Here is a 16,218-nt window from a genome sequence, read left to right as displayed (position 1 = left end):
ACCAGCGTGTCACATGTGATGGGTCGCGCGCGAGCGGCGCGACGGCCACCATGCGCGGCGACCGAGGTCGTACACGACCGCCGGCACGAGCAGGGAGCGGACCACGACCGTGTCGAGCAGGACGCCGAACGCCACGATGAACGCGATCTGCACGAGGAACAGGATCGGGATGACGCCGAGCGCCGCGAACGTCGCCGCGAGGACGATGCCCGCCGAGGTGATCACGCCGCCCGTCGCCCCGAGGCCGCGGAGCACGCCCTCGCGCGGTCCGTGCCGCAGGGCCTCCTCGCGGACCCGGGTCATGAGGAAGATGTTGTAGTCCACCCCGAGCGCCACGAGGAACACGAACGAGAACAGCGGGACCGAGGGGTCGGCGCCCGGCAGGTGCAGGACGTGGTCGAAGACGAGCGCGCCGACGCCGAGCGCGGCCACGAAGGACACGATGACGCTCCCGATGAGCACCAGGGGCGCCACGACGCTCCGCAGCAGCAGCATCAGGATGAGCAGGATGACCACCAGCACGATCGGGATGATGACCGTCCGGTCGCGGATGCCGGTGTCGTTCGTGTCGAGGGCGGTGGCGGTGACCCCGCCGACGAGCGCGTCCGGCGCCACCCGCTCCACCGCGGTCCGCAGGTCCCGCACGGTCTGCTCCGCGCGTGCCGAGTCGGCGGGTGCGGTGAGCGTGGCCTCGAGCAGGACGTCCCCGCCCGAGACCGTCGGGTCGGCGACCGGTCCCCGGGCAGCAGTGTCGGCCTTCGTCGTGGTGCCGACGGGGGTGGTCCCGGACGGGCTGTCCTTCGCCGCCGCCACGACGCCGTCCACCCCGTCGACCGAGCGGATCGCCGTGACGAGCCGGTCGAGGTCGCGCTCCGGGCCGATCACCTGCGCGGGGCTCCCGGAGCCGCCGGGGAAGTGGTCGGCGAGGACGTCCTGGCCGTCCCGGGCCTGCGAGGACCCGATGACGAGGTCGCTCTGCGGGACGCCGTCCGCCCGGAGCCCGACGATACCGGCCCCCATCGCGAGCAGGGCCACCGTGCAGACCACCCACACCGTGCGGGTCCGACGCGCCACGAGCCGCCCGACGCGCGCCCAGATCCCCCGGGCGTCCGGCCCGGTGAGCACCTTGTGCGCGCTGCCGTACGCCGGCCGCAGCGGCCAGAACGCAGCCCTTCGGAACGCCATCAGGAGCGCCGGCAGCAGGGTGAGGGCGGCGAGCAGGCTGAACGCGATGCCGATGGCCGCGACCGGACCGAGCGCCTTGTTGGAGTTGAGGTCCGAGAACAGCAGGCACAGCACGCCGACGATGACGGTGCCGCCCGAGGCGACGATCGGCTCGACGGCGCCGCGCAGGGCCGCCTTCGTCGCTCCCCAGCCGGTCCGGTGGTCCCGCAGCGCCTCGCGGTACCGGGCGGTGTACAGGAGCGCGTAGTCCGTCGCGGCACCGATCACCAGGATCGACAGGATGCCCTGCACCTGGCCGTTCACGGTGACGATGCCGGCGTCCGCGAGCCAGTACACGACGAGGATCGAGGCGCAGAGGGCGAAGGTCGCGGTACCGAGCACGAGCACCGGCAGGAGCGGCGAACGGTAGACGACGACGAGGATCACGAAGACCGCGGCGAGGGCGACCCCGAGCAGGATGCCGTCGATGCCCGCGAACGCCTCGGTCAGGTCGGCCGTGAAGCCCGCCGGACCGGTGACGTACCCGGAGAGCCCGGCGGGCAGCGCGTCCTCGACGTCGGCGCGGATCGACGCCACCGCCTCACCGGTCTCGGCGTCCTGGGTCAGCGTCGCCACGATCTCGACCGCGTCGCCGTCCTCGCTCGGGATGACCGGGCTCACCCCCTGGACGTCGCTCCGGTCGCCGAGCGTCGCGGCGAGCTGCTCGGCCGCGGTCCGGTCGCCGTCGCGGAGCCCGCCGTCCCGGTCGAGCACGACGATCGCGGGCGCCCCGGACGCCTGTCGGAACGCCGAGGAGCGCTCCTGCACCTTCGTCGCGTCGGCCGAGGCCGGCAGGAAGGACGTCTGGTCGTTGGTCGCGACGTCGGAGATCTTGCCGAAGACCGGACCGCCGACGGAGGCGACGACGAGCCAGACCACGATGACGACGGCGGGCAGCACGATGCGGAGGAAGCGGGGCACGACGGTGAGCGTACACGGATCGTCAGCATGCTGATCACTTTGGTCGTCCGGGCGCGCCGTAGACTCCGGTCATGCACGAGCAGGCGGAGCAGTGGCCCCTCGGCCGCCTGCTCTCCGCAGCAGCCCGGGCCGTCGAGCGCGACTGGGACGAGCGGCTCCGGGCGATCGGGCTGACCCACGCAGCGCTCATCGCCATCGACATCCTGATCCGCACCGGGCCGACCGGCGCCGACACCCTCGCACGGACGGCGCACGTCCGACCGCAGACGATGTCCCTGACGCTCGAGCGGGCCGAGCGTGACGGGCTCGTCGAGCGGACGCCGCACCCCGACGACCGTCGACGCCGGGTGGTCTCGGTCACCGATGCCGGACGCGCAGCGTGGGACACAGCGCGGCACATCGAGCGCGAGGTGCTGCCCGACGACGACGCACTCCGGGAACGACTGACGAGGATCCTGTCCACGGACTGATATTCGCATATCACCTGCGGTATGCTGGTGTCGTCGACGTCAGGGTCGACCCGACCCGCAGGAGCAGCCGTGCCCGACCGTGCCGACGTCCCGTCCCCCGTCTCCGAGCGCCGCGCCGCCCGCGCGGCGGCCGAGGCCGAGCTCCGAGCATCCCGGGGCAGCCGCCGCCCACGGCCCGACCAGCAGGCACGCAAGCCACGCCGTCGACGTCCGGTCCTCCGTGCGGTCCTCGCCGCGACCGCCTCGCTCGCCGGCGTCGCCACCGTGCTGGCCGTCGTCGGGGCGGTGTTCGTCGGCGGACTCGTCCGGAGTTTCGACACCGAGAAGGACGTCATCCCCGACGCGTTCCCGACCGGGAACCGTCCCGCCCCGACGGCCGGCGCGCAGAACGTCCTGCTCATCGGCTCGGACTCGCGCGCAGCTCGCGACCCCGACGGCGACCAGGCCCTCGGCGGGCGGTCCGATGCCCTGATGCTCGCGCACGTCCCGGCGGACCGGCACGCGGTCTACCTGATGTCCATCATGCGCGACGCCTGGGTCGACGTGCCCGGCCATGGCCAGGCGAAGATCAACGCCGCGTACTCGTGGGGCGGCGTCCCCCTCACCGTGCAGACCGTCGAGCAGCTGCTGGACGTCCGGATCGACCACGTCGCTGAGATCGACTTCGCCGGGTTCGAGGACCTGACGGACGCGCTCGGCGGTGTCACCGTCTCATCGCCGCAGGCGTTCACCGCGCGCGGACACACCTTCACCGCAGGGCCGAACCGGCTCGACGGCGCCGGGGCCCTCGCGTTCGTGCGCGAGCGGTACGCCTTCGCCGACGCCGACCACACCCGCGTACGCAACCAGCAGGCGTTCATGCGGGGGGTGTTCCAGCAGGCCCTCTCCCGCGGGACCCTCACCCAGCCCGGTCGGATCCAGGAGGCCGTCGCCGCGACCAGCCGTCACCTGGCGGTCGATCCAGGCCTGGACGCATCGACGCTCTTCGGTCTGGGATGGTCCCTCCGTGGCGTCCGGGCCGACGACCTCCGGACCTTCACGATGCCGACCGCGGGTTCGGGCACGAGCACCGACGGCCAGTCGTACGTGACGCTCGACGACGGCGACCGGCGGACGCTCGCCCAGTCCCTCCGCTCCGACGACCTCGACCGGTGGCTCGCCGCCCGGAACCACTGACCCCACACCGACCCGGCCCCGGACCCGGACCCGGACCCGGACCCGGACAGCACGAGACCCCCGCGACGTTCGTTCGCGGGGGTCTCGTGCTGGATCGGGAGGTCGATCAGGCGGGGAGCTGCAGCTGCTGGCCGGCGTAGATCAGGTTCGCGTCGTCGATGGTCGACGTGTTCGCGGCCCACAGCTTCATGTAGCCGCCGTCGATGCCGAGCTTCGTCGCGATGCTGTCCAGGGTGTCGCCGGACTGGATCGTGTACGTCTTGCCGCTCGTCGGGACCGCGGCGGGCTTCGACGGCGCAGCGGGCTTCGCCGCCTGCGTGGTCGCCGGCGCCGTGCGCTGCTGCGGGGCGACCTGCTTCGGCGCCGCCTGCTGCGGGGCGGCCTGCTGGGGAGCGGCCTGCTGCGGGGCCGCGGCCTGCGGTGCTGCACCGGCGGTCCCGCTCAGGCCGAGCTTCGCGGAGCAGGCCGGCCAGGCGCCCCAGCCCTGCGAGGCGAGGACGCGCTCGGCCACGGCGATCTGGGCCTCGCGGCTCGCCGACGCCGGGTTGCCCGAGCCGCCGTTCGCCTGCCAGGTGCCGAGGGTGAACTGCAGGCCGCCGTAGTAGCCGTTGCCGGTGTTGATGGCCCAGTTGCCGCCGGACTCGCACTGTGCAAGCGCGTCCCAGGTCGAGCCGGACGCTGCGTTCGCGGGCGCCGCCGCGAGGCCGACACCGGTCGCGGCGATGCCGGCGAACGCCAGGCCACCGACGATGGTGCGGGTACGGGAAAGCTTCTTCATGGTTGATCGCTCCACCGGGACCACGGACCGCACACCGCCGGAGCGGTCTCGGTCGCCACTGCCCGTCCCGACCGATCGCGGTCGTGTCGTGGGGTGCGCCTCCGGGGGCAGTGGTCTCGTGCCGGCGGCGTCTGGTCGGCCACCATAGGAAACTCAGGACTGTTATCAAACCGAGACCAACGGTTCTACCCGTTGCTGCTATGTACCCCACCGCCGTTCCTGTACGCGGCGATCGCCGCGTCCATGGTGATCGCGCCGTACCCGGGTACGTGACCTTGGCAGTTCCCTGGCAATGCGACGGGCTGGAGGCGCGGGGCGGGCTGGTGCAGAGCCTCCCGTCCGTCCCCTGGTCGCCTCCTGGTCAGTCCCTGGACAGCAGGGTGACCGCCTCGAGGTGGCCGGTCTGGGGGAACATGTCGAGCACCCGCGCGCGGCGCAGCCGCAGCGACGGCATGCGGGCGAGGTCCTTCGCGAGGGTCACCGGGTTGCAGCTCGAGTAGACGACGTGCTGCACGTCGGACTGCTCGAGCCAGCTGGACAGCGTCTCGCCGATGCCCCGCCGGGGCGGGTTCACGACGACGAGCTCGGGGACGGCGTCCGGACGGGCACGGAGGGCGTGCTCCGTCGCGTCGTCGGCGGCGAAGCGCACGTCGGACAGACCGGCCTCCCGCGCGGACTGCTTCGCGGAGCGGACGGCCTCGCGGCTCGTCTCGATGCCGGTCACGGCGCGTCCGGGGCGTGCGGCGTGCAGGGCGAAGCCGCCGACGCCGCAGTACAGGTCCCACATCGAGGCCGGTCCCACCTCGTCGATCCAGGTCGACGCCTGGGCGTACAGCTGCGCGGCGACGGACGTGTTCGTCTGGAAGAAGCTCTGGGGCCGCAGGTGCATCGTGACGTCGTCGAAGCGCATCGGCAGCGTCTCCTGCTCGGTGAGCACGACCTCGCGCTCCCCCTCGGTCACGGCCTTGTGCTCCGGGAGCAGGTTCACGGTGACGACGACGGCCTCGGGCAGCACCTGCCGCAGGGCGCCGAGGTGGTCGCGGAGGCGCGGGAGCTGCCCCTCCGAGCGGAGCACGAACCGGACCATGAGCTCGCCGTCCGGGGACTCCGTGACGAGCACGAACTTCAGCTCGCCCCGACGGGCCGCGACGTCGTACGGGATGAGCCCGACGTCCGCGACGAAGTCCGCCAGGACGGGGAGCGCCCGCTGGACGCCGGGCGTGCAGATGCCGCAGTGCCGCAGGTCGACCCCGCGCTGACGGTCGTCGAGGATGCCGATCGTCGGCCGCTGGACGGTCCCGCCGACGACCATCTTCGCCTTGTTCCGGTAGCCGGACTCCGGGCTCGTGATCGCCGGGAGCCAGGAGACCGCTGCCGCACCCCCGGCGTGCTCGACGGCGTCGCGCAGGAGCTCGCGCGTGCGGATCTCCTTGTCGAGCACCTGGTCGGCGTAGGGCTGGCCCATCAGGGTGCAGGACCGGCACACCCCGCGGTCGAAGTAGTCGCACTGCATGGCCGGGTCAGGATACGGCAGCGAGCTCCCGGACACGGTGGCCGGACACCTCTGCGAGCAGTCGCTCGTAGGCGGCGCACACCGAGGGCCAGTCGTACGCCGAGGCCGCCCGGGCCCGCACAGCCGTCCGGAGCGCCCGCTGCGCTGCCGGATCCTCGAGCAGGTCCGTCACGGCGTCCGCGATGGCCGCCGGCTCCGGCTGGACCAACCGGGCACCGGTGTCGGCGAGGACCTCGCGGTTGTAGACGGTGTCTCGGGCGACCACCGGGGCACCGCAGTGCATCGCCTGGACGAGCGCGGGGTTGGTCCCGCCGACGCTGTGCCCGTGGAAGTAGGCGCCGGCGTGCTGCCAGAGCGCGAGGAGCCGGGCGTCGTCCGAGACGTGGCCGAGCCAGCGGACCCGCGGGTGCTCGTCGGCGAGCGCGCGGGCCTGCTCGTCGAGGTCGCCGCCGTACCCGGTGGACCCGACGATCACCACCGGGTGCCGCTCGCCGATCCGCCGCGCCGCCGCGAGGAACTCCGGCACGGTGTTCTCCGGGACGAACCGGGCGACCAGGAGCGCGAAGGGCACGCCGTGGAGGTCGGCGTCGTCGTCGTGGAGCGGCAGTGGGCCGAGCTCCGTGCCGCCGTAGGGGATGACTGCGCCGTCCCGACCGAGCTCCCGACGCCAGTAGCGTCCGATCGCCTCGGCGTCGAAGACCAACTCGGTCCCCCACCGCGCAGTCATCCGGGCACCCCACCAGAACACGGTCCGAGCGAGGCGCCCCCACTTCGCACGCTCCCACTCGAGGCCGTCGACGTTGACGACCGCGGGGATGCCGGCGAGACGGAGGAGTGGGAGCCAGTACCCGTTCGCACAGTTCATCACGAGGACGGCGTCGGGGCGGCGGCGCAGGACGTCGAGCGTGGCGGTGAGCCCGTACGTGAGCGTCGACAGCGACCGGGTCTCGAGTCCGCGGGTCGTGCGCCGGGCGACGCGTGGGTCGAGGTCCGGGTCGTCGGACCGCTCCTGACCGGGACGACCGTAGACCGTGACGTCCCAGCCGGCCTCGGCCAGCGACGGGGCGAGCTGTCGGACGGCGGTCTCGAACCCGCCGTAGTAGGACGGGTACCCCCGCGTCCCGATGATGGCGACCTCGGGCATGACGACACTCCTGATCTCTCGGCTGCGGTGGAATACTACATCGCAGTCGACCAGAACGGAATGTCAGATGCTGGTTGCGTCCCGGGTCGTGGTGCGCAGGCGGTGCACGGACGTGGTCGCGGTGACGAAGAGCGTGCGACCGTCGGCGCCGCCGAAGCACAGGTTCGCGACGACCTCGGGCACCGGCACGTCGCCGATCCGGGTGCCGTCCGGTGCGAACACGGAGACCCCGCGGTGGGTTGACGACCACACGTGGCCGTGCTCGTCGACCCGGATGCCGTCCGGCACCCCCTCCCCGGGGTCGAGGCGGACGAACTCGCGGCCGTTCTTGACCCGGGCGCCGTCGCGATCGTAGGCGCGGATCACGGGCAGGTCCGCGGAGGAACTGGCGACGTAGAGCACCCGCTCGTCGGGCGAGAACGCGAGGCCGTTCGGCTCGTCGCAGTCGAGCACGACCGGTCGCAGGTCCTCGCCGTCGGGGCCGCACCGGAACACCCAGTGGTCGCCGTACTCCCGCTCGCCGGGGTGCCCCTCGCGCGGCTGCGTGATGCCGTACGCCGGGTCGGTGAACCACACGCTTCCGTCCCGCGCGACGACGACGTCGTTCGGCGAGTTGAGGCGTCCGCCGGCCCACGCGTCGACGATCGGGGTGACGACGCCGTCCCGGTCCCGTTCGATCCGACGGCGGCCGTGCGAGCACTGGACAACCGAGCCGTCGCGGTCGAGCACGCGGCCGTTCGTGAACTCGACCCCGGTGGCGTACTCGGTCGTCTCCCCGGTGTCCTCGTGCCACTGGAGGATGCGGTCGCCGGGGATGTCCGACCACCGCAGGGTGCCGGTGGCGGGGACCCAGCACGGCCCCTCGGCCCAGGTGCTGCCGGTCGCGATCCGCTCGAGCGCGGTGGGGTCGGGGACGAGGTCGGTGAGTTGCACGGGGGTCTCCTCCGGGATCTGCGGTCAGTGCTGCGCGACGGGGGACAGCACGAGTTCGTCGATGCGGACGTGCGGCGCGGCGCCGAGCACGAACGCGACGGTCCGTCCGACGTCCTCGGGCTGCAGCATGCGCGCCCGGGCGTCCGCGTCCGGCACGACGGGGCGCTGGTCGAGGAAGTCCGTCGCGACGTCGCCGGGGCACAGGTGGGTCGCCCGGACCCCGTGCTGCGCCTCCTGCTGGTTGAGCGTCCGCACCACCGAGCCGAGCGCGGTCTTCGACGCCGAGTAGGCGACGCCGGCGCCCGGCTGGAACGACCACCCGGCGTAGGACGACACGGCGACGACCACGCCGCCGGTGGCGCGGAGGGCGGGCAGGGCGGCATCGACGACGGTCACGACGGCCGTCAGGTTCGTGTCGAGGACGGCGCGGACCTGGTCGAGCGACTGGTCGTCCCACCGGCGCCGGGGCGTGTTCAGGCCCGCCGCGAGCAGCAGTCCGTCGAGCCTCCCGTGCCGTTCGAGCACCGTGTCCCGCGCCGTACGCACGGCGTCGGCGTCGGCGACGTCGACGGGCAGGACGTCGGCGGTGCCACCCGCGGCGCGGATCGTCGCGGCGACCTGCTCGAGCCGGTCCGCCCGACGCCCGCTGAGCACGACCGTCCAGCCGTCCCGCGCGGCCGCGACGGCTCCGGCCGCCCCCATGCCGCTGCCGCCACCCGTGGTCCAGAGCACCTTCGCCGTCATGGTGGAACAGTATGGCTCTCGCGGCGTCGCGGTGGTCGGCGCGCGACACCGACGACAGGAGCGACGATGCACCTCGACCTGACCGACCGCGTGGTCCTCGTGACCGGGGCCGCCCGAGGGATCGGCGCCGTGCTCGCCGACCGGTTCGTGACCGAGGGCTGCCGGGTGGTGGCGCTCGACCTCGCGTTCCCGGACGCACCGACGACCGGCGTCGACCAGGTCCGCTGCGACGTGACCGACCCCGCGTCCGTGCGCGCGGCGGTGGACGGGGTCGTCGCCCGGCACGGCACGGTCGACGTACTCGTGAACAACGCCGGCATCAACGTCGAGGGGACGGTCGCCGAGCTCGGGTGGGACGCCTGGCGCCGGTGCATGGACGTCAACGTCGGCGGCACGTTCCTGGTGGCCCAGGCGGTCGCGCCGGTCATGCAGGCCGCCGGACGCGGACGGATCCTCAACGCGGCGTCGTTCGCGGCGATCGTGCCGAGCGTCGGGAGCGCGGCGTACGCGGCGTCGAAGTCCGCGGTCGTCGCCTTCACCCGGGTGCTCGCGTCCGAGCTCGGACCGTGGGGCATCACCGTGAACGCGTACGCGCCGGGCATGGTGCCGACCGCGATGAACGGGTTCGCCGAGATGCCGTCCGCCGCGCAGGACCGGCTGCTCGACACGCTGTCGATCCGGCGGTGGGAATCGGCCGACGACGTCGCGGACCTGCTCGTGTTCCTCGCGAGCGACGCAGCCGGGTACGTCACCGGGACCCTCGTCGACGTGTCCGGCGGGAAGCTCGCGACGCAGATCCCCGCGAAGGCGTACGAGCGCTGACCCGCAACGCCCGCGCCGGTCGCGGTGCAGAGTGGTGGGGCAGTCTGCTCCCGCACGTCGCCGGCTGTCCGGCCGTACAGGAAGTTGCCAACCGCCTGCTCGTAGGCTGTGAGGGCCCAGTGAGCCGGACTGCAGCCCGACCCCGAGGAGGTGCCCGATGGTCTCCGTCCTCGTCGCGTTCGCGATCGTCGCCCTGATCGTCCCCGCCCTGACCCCCCTGCTCGGGCGCCGCGTGTTCTACGTCGCCGCCCTCGCACCGGCCGCCGCCGCGGTGCTGACCGTCGCCCGGACGGACGCCGCACTGCACGGCGGGGTGACGAGCACGTGGCGGTGGATCCCCGAGCTCGACCTGGCGATCGCGCTGCGGATGGACGCCCTGTCGTGGGTGCTCGCGCTCGTGGTGTCCGTCGTCGGCGCCCTCGTGCTCGTGTACTGCGCGTCGTACTTCGGTCGCGACGAACCCGGGACCGGCCGGTTCGCGGGCGTCCTGACCGCCTTCGCCGGCTCGATGTACGGGCTCGTGGTCGCCGACGACGTGATCGTGCTCTTCGTGCTGTGGGAGGCGACGACCGTCTTCTCCTACCTGCTCATCGGACACGACGCCGCGAAGCGGGCCAGCCGCGCGGCCGCCATGCAGGCGCTCATCGTCACGACCGCCGGTGGTCTGGCGATGCTCGCGGGGCTCGTCGCCCTGTCCGTGACCGCGGGGACCTCGAGCCTGTCCGGCATCATCGCGCGGGCCCCGGAGCTCGTCGACCGGCCGGGTCCGCTCGTGCCCGTCGCCGTCGTGCTCGTGCTCCTCGGCGCCCTGACGAAGTCGGCGATCGTCCCCTTCCACTTCTGGCTCCCCGCCGCGATGGCCGCCCCGACCCCGGTCAGCGCCTACCTGCACGCCGCGGCGATGGTGAAGGCCGGCATCTACCTCGTCGCCCGGCTGGCCCCCGCGTTCGCGCTGGTGACCGGCTGGCGCGAGACCGTCACGGTGCTCGGCGTCGCCGGCATGCTCATCGGCGGGTACCGCGCCCTGCGCCAGACCGACGTCAAGCTCCTGCTCGCGTACGGCACCGTCGCGCAGCTCGGCTTCCTGGTGCTCGCGGTCGGATGGGGCGTGCCGGCCCTGGCGCTCGGCGGGGTCGCCCTGCTCGTCGCGCACGCCACCTTCAAGTCGACGCTCTTCCTGGTCGTCGGGGCGGTCGACCACGCCACCGGCACCCGCGACCTCCGGAAGCTCAGCGGGCTCGGGCGCCGCACGCCGTGGCTCGTCGTGGTGAGCGTGCTCGCCCTCGCGTCGATGGCCGGGCTGCCGCCGACGATCGGCTTCGTCGCGAAGGAGGCCGTGCTCACCGGCTTCGTCGAGGAGCTGCACGGTGCCCAGGCCGGGTGGGCGTGGGTCGCCCTGATCGGGGTCACGCTCGGGTCGGTCCTGACCGTGGCGTACTCGCTGCGCTTCCTCTGGGGCACCTTCGCCCGGAAGCCCGGGGTCGCGGCCACGGAGCCGCACGGACTGCACGGCCTCGGCGTCGTGCCGTCGGTGCTCGCCGTCGCCGGGGTCGTCCTCGGCCTGCTGACCCCGGTGGTCGCGCACGGCATCGAACCGGCGGCCGCCGACGCCGCGCTGCCGGGCGAGGTCCCGCACCTGGCGCTCTGGCACGGCCTCGAGCCCGCCCTCGGCATCTCCGCGCTGACGCTCCTCGGCGGCACGGCCCTGTTCCTGCTCCGTCGTCCGGTCGGCGCCCTGCAGGACCGGCTCGAGGGCTCGCCGAGCGCCTCGGGCACGTACCGCCGGACCATGCGCGGGCTCGACCGCTTCGCGACCGGCCTGACCGCCAGCCTGCAGCGCGGCTCGCTCCCCTACTACCTGACCGTGATCCTGTCGGTGTTCGTCGCCGGGGCCCTCGCGAACCTGGTGCTCGGCGGTCCGTGGGCGTTCCACGTCCGGTTCGCGGACTCGTGGGGCCAGGTGCCCGTCGTCGTCGTGATGGCGATCGCGGCGATCGCCGTGCTCACCGCGAAGACCCGGTTCGCCGCGGCCGTCCTGGTCGGCGTCACCGGCTACGGCATGTCCGTGCTCTTCGTCCTGCACGGCGCCGTCGACCTCGCGCTCACGCAGCTCGTGGTCGAGACCGTGACGCTCATCGCGTTCGTGCTCGTGCTCCGCCGGCTCCCCCCGCGGATCGCGACCGCGAACCCTTCGCGGTTCCGGATCGTCCGCGCGCTCTTCGCCGCCCTCGCCGGGGTCACCCTCGCGGTCGTCGTCGTCGCGGCCTCCGCCCGGACGGCCGAGCCGCTCTGGCCGGACCTGCCCGCGCTCACGAGCTCGTTCGGGCACGGCCTGAACGTCGTGAACGTCGCCCTCGTCGACCTGCGCGGCTGGGACACCCTCGGCGAGCTGACCGTCGTCGTCGCCGCGGCCACGGGCGTCGCGAGCCTGATCTTCCTGGACTCCCGCGAGGACACGCTCCCGCGGCTCCGGGACCTGCCCTCGAGCGTGACGAGCGACAAGCACCGCTCGGACGGGGAACCCCGCGCCTGGCTGCCGACGAGTGCCGCGATCCCGACCGGTCGCTCGGCCCTGCTCGACGTGGTCGTGCGCCTGCTGTTCCACGGTCTCATCGTCCTGTCGCTCTACCTGCTGTTCGCCGGGCACAACGCCGCCGGCGGTGGGTTCGCCGGTGGTCTCGTCGCCGGGATCGCGCTCGCTGCCCGGTACCTCGCCGGTGGTCCGGCCGAGCTCGGCGCCGCCGCCCCGGTCCGCGCCGGACGCCTGCTCGGGCTCGGGGTCGCGACCGCGGCGACGACCGCGATCGTGCCGCTGTTCTTCGGGAAGGAAGCCCTGTACTCCGAGTTCTTCGAGGCCACCGTCCCCGTGCTCGGCCACGTGGAGTTCGTCACCGCGACGTTCTTCGACATCGGGGTCTACCTGGTCGTCGTCGGGCTCGTGCTCGACGTGCTCCGGAGCCTCGGTGCCGAGGTCGACCGCCAGCGCCTCGAGGACTCCCGCGCCCCGATCGCCGACACGACCGAGTCCGACCCCGCCGACAACGCCGCAGCCTCGACCCCGGAAGGGAGTGCCGCATGACCATCACGCTGGTCCTCGTCATCGCGATGGCGGTGCTGTTCTCGTGCGGGGTGTACCTGCTGCTCGAACGCTCGCTGACGCGGATGCTGCTCGGCTTCCTGCTGCTCGGCAACGCGCTCAACCTGCTGCTGCTCATCATGTCCGGCGCCGCAGGCCGGCCGCCGATCGGCAAGTCCGCCGAGGGCATCACCGACCCGCTCCCCCAGGCCTTCGCCCTCACCGCGATCGTCATCACCTTCGCCGTGAGCGCGTTCCTCCTCGCGCTCATCCACCGGTCCTGGAAGCTCTCCCGCGCCGACGAGGTCGAGGTCGACGAGGCCGACGCCGCGATCGGCAAGGACCGCGACGACCCGGCGGACGAGGACCCCGAGATCGACACCGACCCCGAAGCCGCGCAGCGCGAGGAGGCCTCCCGATGACCTGGCTCGTCCCGCTGCTCGTCCTCGTCCCGCTGCTCGGCGCGGCCGTCGCGCTCGGGCTGCTCCGGCACCAGAAGCTCCAGCGTGCGATCACCGTCGCGGTGCTCGCGGTCGCCGTCGCGGTCGCGGCGACGCTCATGGTCCTGGTCGACCAGCACGGCACGATCGTCGTGCAGGTCGGCGGCTGGGAGGCGCCGTACGGCATCTCGCTGGTGGTCGACCGGTTGAGCGCCCTGCTCCTCACCGTGAGCGCGAGCGTGCTCCTGCTCGTCCTGCTGTTCTCGATCGGGCAGGGCCTGGCCGCGGACGACGAGGACGCCCCGGTCACGATCTTCTACCCGACCTACCTCGTGCTCGCGGCGGGTGTCCTCGACGCGTTCATGGCCGGCGACCTCTTCAACCTCTACGTCGCGTTCGAGATGCTCCTGGTGGCGAGCTACGTGCTCATCACCCTCGGCGGCAGCGAGCAGCGGGTGCGCGCCGGCACGACGTACATCGTCACGAGCCTCATCGCGTCGGCGATCTTCCTCGCCGCGATCGGCCTGGTGTACGGGGCCACCGGCACCGTGAACATCGCGCAGATCTCGCAGCGCATGGCCGAGCTCCCGGAGCACGTGCAGCTGCTCCTGCACACCATGCTGCTCATCGGGTTCGGCATCAAGGCCGCCGTGTTCCCCCTGGCGTTCTGGCTGCCGGACTCGTACCCGACCGCCCCGGCCCCGGTCACGGCGGTGTTCGCGGGCCTGCTCACGAAGGTCGGCATCTACGCGATCATCCGCCTCGAGACGATCATCTTCCCGAGACCGCAGCTCAACACGGTCCTGCTCGTCGTGGCGGTCCTGACGATGATCGTCGGCGTGCTCGGCGCGGTGTCGCAGACCGACGTCAAGCGACTGCTGTCGTTCACGCTGATCAGCCACATCGGCTTCATGGTGATGGGCATCGGCCTCGGCACGGTCGCGGGCACGGCGGCCGCGGTGTTCTACACGGTGCACCACATCGTCGTGCAGACCACGCTGTTCCTGGTGTCGGGCGTGATGGAGCGCGTCGGCGGCACGACCTCGAGCCGGTCGCTCGGCGGGCTGCTCAAGGCGGCACCCCTCCTGGCGGCGCTGTACCTGGTCCCGGCGTTCAACCTCGGCGGGATCCCGCCCTTCTCCGGCTTCATCGGCAAGCTCGGCTTGTTCCGCGCAGCGGCCGAGGACGGCTCCCCGATGGCGTGGGTGACGGTCGCCGCCGGGGTCGTCACGAGCCTCCTGACCCTGTACGCGCTGATGCGCGTCTGGGACGCCGCCTTCTGGCGACCGAAGCCGGCCGCCGAGGCGGCGGCCCCGCACGTCACGACGGCCGAGCCGCACGCGCACCTGCGGTCGCCGGAACCGGCGCCCCTCACCGTCTCCGAGGAGACGGGCGAGGCGTACCACCCGGGAGGATCGACCACCGTCACCGACGCACCCCACGCGAGCAGCGCCTCCCGTCCGGCGACCGGCGCGACGGCCACCGCCGGCGAAGCGCCGGAGCCGGCCCGCCTGCCCCGCATGCTCGTCGCCGTCACGACGGTGGCGGTCCTCGGTTCGGTCGCCCTGACGGTCGTCGCCGGGCCGCTCTACGGCTACGCGACCCGCGCGGCGGAGTCCCTCGAGTCCCCCGACCGCTACGTCCAGGCCGTCCTCGGAGGTGCGCGATGACCGACGTCCGTCGGATCTCGAACGCACGACGCATCGCCGTCGCGTGGCGCTACGACGTGCCGCTCGTCGCCGGGCTGACCGTGCTGTGGGCGCTGCTGTGGGGGTCGTGGACGGTCCTGACGCTGCTCTGCGGCGTGGTCGTCGCGCTGCTCGTCACCCAGCTGCTCCCGCTCCCGCCGGTCCCGCTGTCGAAGCGGCTCTCGCTGCCCCGGCTGCTCTGGTTCCTGGTGGTCTGGGCCGGGCTCGTCGTGGCGGCCTCGTTCCGGGTCGCCTGGGTCGCGGTCCGGCCGCGCGGTGTGCGGCGGAGCTCGATCGTGCTCGTGCAGCTGCACACGACGTCCGAGATGACCTTCACGCTCGCGACGCTGGCGATCTCGCTCGTGCCGGGATCGTACGTCGCCGACGTCGACCTGCCCCGTCGACGGCTGCTGCTGCACGTGCTCGACACCGAACGCGTCGAACAGGTGGAGGCCGCGACGCGCGAGGCGCACCGGATCGAGGAGATGGTGATCCGGGCGATCGGTTCGCGACAGGACGTGTCCGAGCTGGCCGAGCCGCTGCCGGAGGTGACCCGGTGAGCGCCGCGGTCGTCGTGATGGCCGTCGGGGTCGTCCTGCTGCTCGTGCTGCTCGGTGCGACGCTCGCCCTGGCGGTCGGTCGGATCGTCCGCGGGCCGACCATCCTGGACCGGATGATCGGCTCCGACATCGTGCTGACCACCGCGCTCATCGTCATCGCCGCGGCGATGGTGGTCCGCCGGGACCTGACCGCCGTGCCGGTGCTCGTGGTCATCGCGGCCACGAGCGTGTTCGCCACGATCGCGGTCGCCCGCATCGTCACCCCGTCGTCCGACCCCTCCGACGAGGGCCTCGACGCGACCACCCCGGAGCACGCCGTCGACGAGGAGCGCCGCCCGTGATCGAGATCCTCGAGTCCTTCCTCGACACCGCCGGCGTCCGCGCCTGGGTCGCCCTGGTCCTGCTGCTCGTCGGCGCCGCGCTGTCCCTCGCGGCGGCGATCGGCATCGTGCGGTTCCCGGACCCCCTCGTCCGGCTGCACGCGATGGCGAAGCCGCAGGTCCTCGGGCTCGCGATGGCGCTCGCGGCGGTCGTCGTCGCGGTGGGGACCTGGACGGCGTTCTGGGTCGTGCTGCCGGTGATGGTGTTCCAGCTGTTCCTGGTGCCGGTGTCGTCGCACATGATCGCCCGGGCCGGTCTGCGGTCGAACGACTACCGGCACGAGGACCTGCTGGTCGACGACACCGAGGACTGAGCCGGCGGGGCGGCCGGTGCGGCTCGGGGCGTCGC

The 16,218-nt window shown here is 73.0% G+C and carries 15 protein-coding genes; 9 read left to right on the top strand and 6 right to left on the bottom strand.

The window, feature by feature from the left end:
* Positions 1-9: 9 nt before the first annotated feature.
* A complete protein-coding gene (locus tag FB462_RS02230; RefSeq protein WP_141859868.1) occupies positions 10-2,145 on the bottom strand; it encodes an MMPL family transporter in 2,136 nt (711 codons plus the stop codon).
* A 71-nt stretch (positions 2,146-2,216) separates the two neighbouring features.
* On the opposite strand from FB462_RS02230, the gene FB462_RS02225 reads away from it, so the two are divergent.
* Both FB462_RS02225 and FB462_RS02220 read left to right on the top strand, forming a co-directional pair.
* Positions 2,217-2,615 (top strand): MarR family winged helix-turn-helix transcriptional regulator, encoded by a 399-nt coding sequence (locus FB462_RS02225; protein ID WP_114850695.1) that lies wholly within the window; start codon positions 2,217-2,219, stop codon positions 2,613-2,615.
* Between the two features lie 69 nt (positions 2,616-2,684).
* Positions 2,685-3,791, top strand: coding sequence for an LCP family protein (locus FB462_RS02220; protein WP_229666917.1), 1,107 nt, complete (start codon positions 2,685-2,687; stop codon positions 3,789-3,791).
* A gap of 106 nt (positions 3,792-3,897) precedes the next feature.
* Here the strand turns inward: FB462_RS02220 and FB462_RS17780 are convergent, their stop codons facing one another.
* From FB462_RS17780 to FB462_RS02195, 5 genes are all read right to left on the bottom strand, one after another.
* Positions 3,898-4,569 carry a LysM peptidoglycan-binding domain-containing protein gene (locus FB462_RS17780; protein ID WP_141859864.1) on the bottom strand — a complete coding sequence of 224 codons (672 nt, stop codon included), beginning with the start codon at positions 4,567-4,569 and terminating at the stop codon, positions 3,898-3,900.
* A 361-nt stretch (positions 4,570-4,930) separates the two neighbouring features.
* The gene (rlmC, locus tag FB462_RS02210) at positions 4,931-6,082 is read right to left on the bottom strand and encodes a 23S rRNA (uracil(747)-C(5))-methyltransferase RlmC (protein WP_141859862.1); all 1,152 of its coding nucleotides are present in this window, start codon (positions 6,080-6,082) and stop codon (positions 4,931-4,933) included.
* Positions 6,083-6,089: 7 nt separating this feature from the next.
* Positions 6,090-7,226, bottom strand: coding sequence for a glycosyltransferase (locus tag FB462_RS02205; RefSeq protein ID WP_141859860.1), 1,137 nt, complete (start codon positions 7,224-7,226; stop codon positions 6,090-6,092).
* Between the two features lie 63 nt (positions 7,227-7,289).
* On the bottom strand, positions 7,290-8,159 hold the full coding sequence (locus tag FB462_RS02200) for an SMP-30/gluconolactonase/LRE family protein (RefSeq protein WP_141859858.1): 870 nt from the start codon (positions 8,157-8,159) through the stop codon (positions 7,290-7,292).
* A gap of 24 nt (positions 8,160-8,183) precedes the next feature.
* Positions 8,184-8,903: an SDR family oxidoreductase gene (locus tag FB462_RS02195; RefSeq protein ID WP_141859856.1), complete on the bottom strand. Its 720-nt coding sequence runs from the start codon at positions 8,901-8,903 to the stop codon at positions 8,184-8,186.
* Between the two features lie 66 nt (positions 8,904-8,969).
* Between FB462_RS02195 and FB462_RS02190 the strand changes: the two genes are divergently transcribed.
* The 7 genes from FB462_RS02190 to mnhG all read left to right on the top strand — a co-directional run bounded on the left by FB462_RS02190 (position 8,970) and on the right by mnhG (position 16,183).
* The gene (locus FB462_RS02190) at positions 8,970-9,725 is read left to right on the top strand and encodes an SDR family NAD(P)-dependent oxidoreductase (protein WP_141859854.1); all 756 of its coding nucleotides are present in this window, start codon (positions 8,970-8,972) and stop codon (positions 9,723-9,725) included.
* Between the two features lie 157 nt (positions 9,726-9,882).
* The gene (locus FB462_RS02185) at positions 9,883-12,804 is read left to right on the top strand and encodes a Na+/H+ antiporter subunit A (RefSeq protein WP_141859852.1); all 2,922 of its coding nucleotides are present in this window, start codon (positions 9,883-9,885) and stop codon (positions 12,802-12,804) included.
* Complete coding sequence (locus tag FB462_RS02180) at positions 12,801-13,223, top strand: Na(+)/H(+) antiporter subunit C (RefSeq protein ID WP_058741433.1); 423 nt, start codon at positions 12,801-12,803, stop codon at positions 13,221-13,223. The genes FB462_RS02185 and FB462_RS02180 overlap by 4 nt, the downstream gene beginning before the upstream one ends.
* Positions 13,220-14,911 (top strand): Na+/H+ antiporter subunit D, encoded by a 1,692-nt coding sequence (locus FB462_RS02175; protein WP_058741434.1) that lies wholly within the window; start codon positions 13,220-13,222, stop codon positions 14,909-14,911. The genes FB462_RS02180 and FB462_RS02175 overlap by 4 nt, the downstream gene beginning before the upstream one ends.
* Complete coding sequence (locus FB462_RS02170) at positions 14,908-15,489, top strand: Na+/H+ antiporter subunit E (RefSeq protein ID WP_114850685.1); 582 nt, start codon at positions 14,908-14,910, stop codon at positions 15,487-15,489. Before FB462_RS02175 ends, FB462_RS02170 begins: the two co-directional genes overlap by 4 nt.
* The gene (locus FB462_RS02165) at positions 15,486-15,830 is read left to right on the top strand and encodes an MrpF/PhaF family protein (RefSeq protein ID WP_114850684.1); all 345 of its coding nucleotides are present in this window, start codon (positions 15,486-15,488) and stop codon (positions 15,828-15,830) included. Before FB462_RS02170 ends, FB462_RS02165 begins: the two co-directional genes overlap by 4 nt.
* Positions 15,827-16,183: a monovalent cation/H(+) antiporter subunit G gene (mnhG, locus tag FB462_RS02160; protein WP_141859850.1), complete on the top strand. Its 357-nt coding sequence runs from the start codon at positions 15,827-15,829 to the stop codon at positions 16,181-16,183. Before FB462_RS02165 ends, mnhG begins: the two co-directional genes overlap by 4 nt.
* Positions 16,184-16,218: the final 35 nt, after the last annotated feature.

The organism is Curtobacterium citreum, from assembly GCF_006715175.1.
Classification (GTDB): Bacteria; Actinomycetota; Actinomycetes; order Actinomycetales; family Microbacteriaceae; genus Curtobacterium; species Curtobacterium citreum.
This window is presented reverse-complemented; position numbering and strand designations above follow the sequence as displayed.

What these genes read in the sequence shown, in the direction of transcription:
- FB462_RS02225 (WP_114850695.1), top strand. Translation starts at nt 2,217, where the DNA reads ATGCACGAGCAGGCGGAGCAGTGGCCCCTCGGCCGCCTGCTCTCCGCA.
- FB462_RS02185 (WP_141859852.1), top strand. Translation starts at nt 9,883, where the DNA reads ATGGTCTCCGTCCTCGTCGCGTTCGCGATCGTCGCCCTGATCGTCCCC.
- FB462_RS02190 (WP_141859854.1), top strand. Translation starts at nt 8,970, where the DNA reads ATGCACCTCGACCTGACCGACCGCGTGGTCCTCGTGACCGGGGCCGCC.
- rlmC (WP_141859862.1), bottom strand. Translation starts at nt 6,082, where the DNA reads ATGCAGTGCGACTACTTCGACCGCGGGGTGTGCCGGTCCTGCACCCTG.
- FB462_RS02170 (WP_114850685.1), top strand. Translation starts at nt 14,908, where the DNA reads ATGACCGACGTCCGTCGGATCTCGAACGCACGACGCATCGCCGTCGCG.
- FB462_RS02205 (WP_141859860.1), bottom strand. Translation starts at nt 7,226, where the DNA reads ATGCCCGAGGTCGCCATCATCGGGACGCGGGGGTACCCGTCCTACTAC.
- FB462_RS02180 (WP_058741433.1), top strand. Translation starts at nt 12,801, where the DNA reads ATGACCATCACGCTGGTCCTCGTCATCGCGATGGCGGTGCTGTTCTCG.
- FB462_RS02195 (WP_141859856.1), bottom strand. Translation starts at nt 8,903, where the DNA reads ATGACGGCGAAGGTGCTCTGGACCACGGGTGGCGGCAGCGGCATGGGG.
- FB462_RS17780 (WP_141859864.1), bottom strand. Translation starts at nt 4,569, where the DNA reads ATGAAGAAGCTTTCCCGTACCCGCACCATCGTCGGTGGCCTGGCGTTC.
- FB462_RS02175 (WP_058741434.1), top strand. Translation starts at nt 13,220, where the DNA reads ATGACCTGGCTCGTCCCGCTGCTCGTCCTCGTCCCGCTGCTCGGCGCG.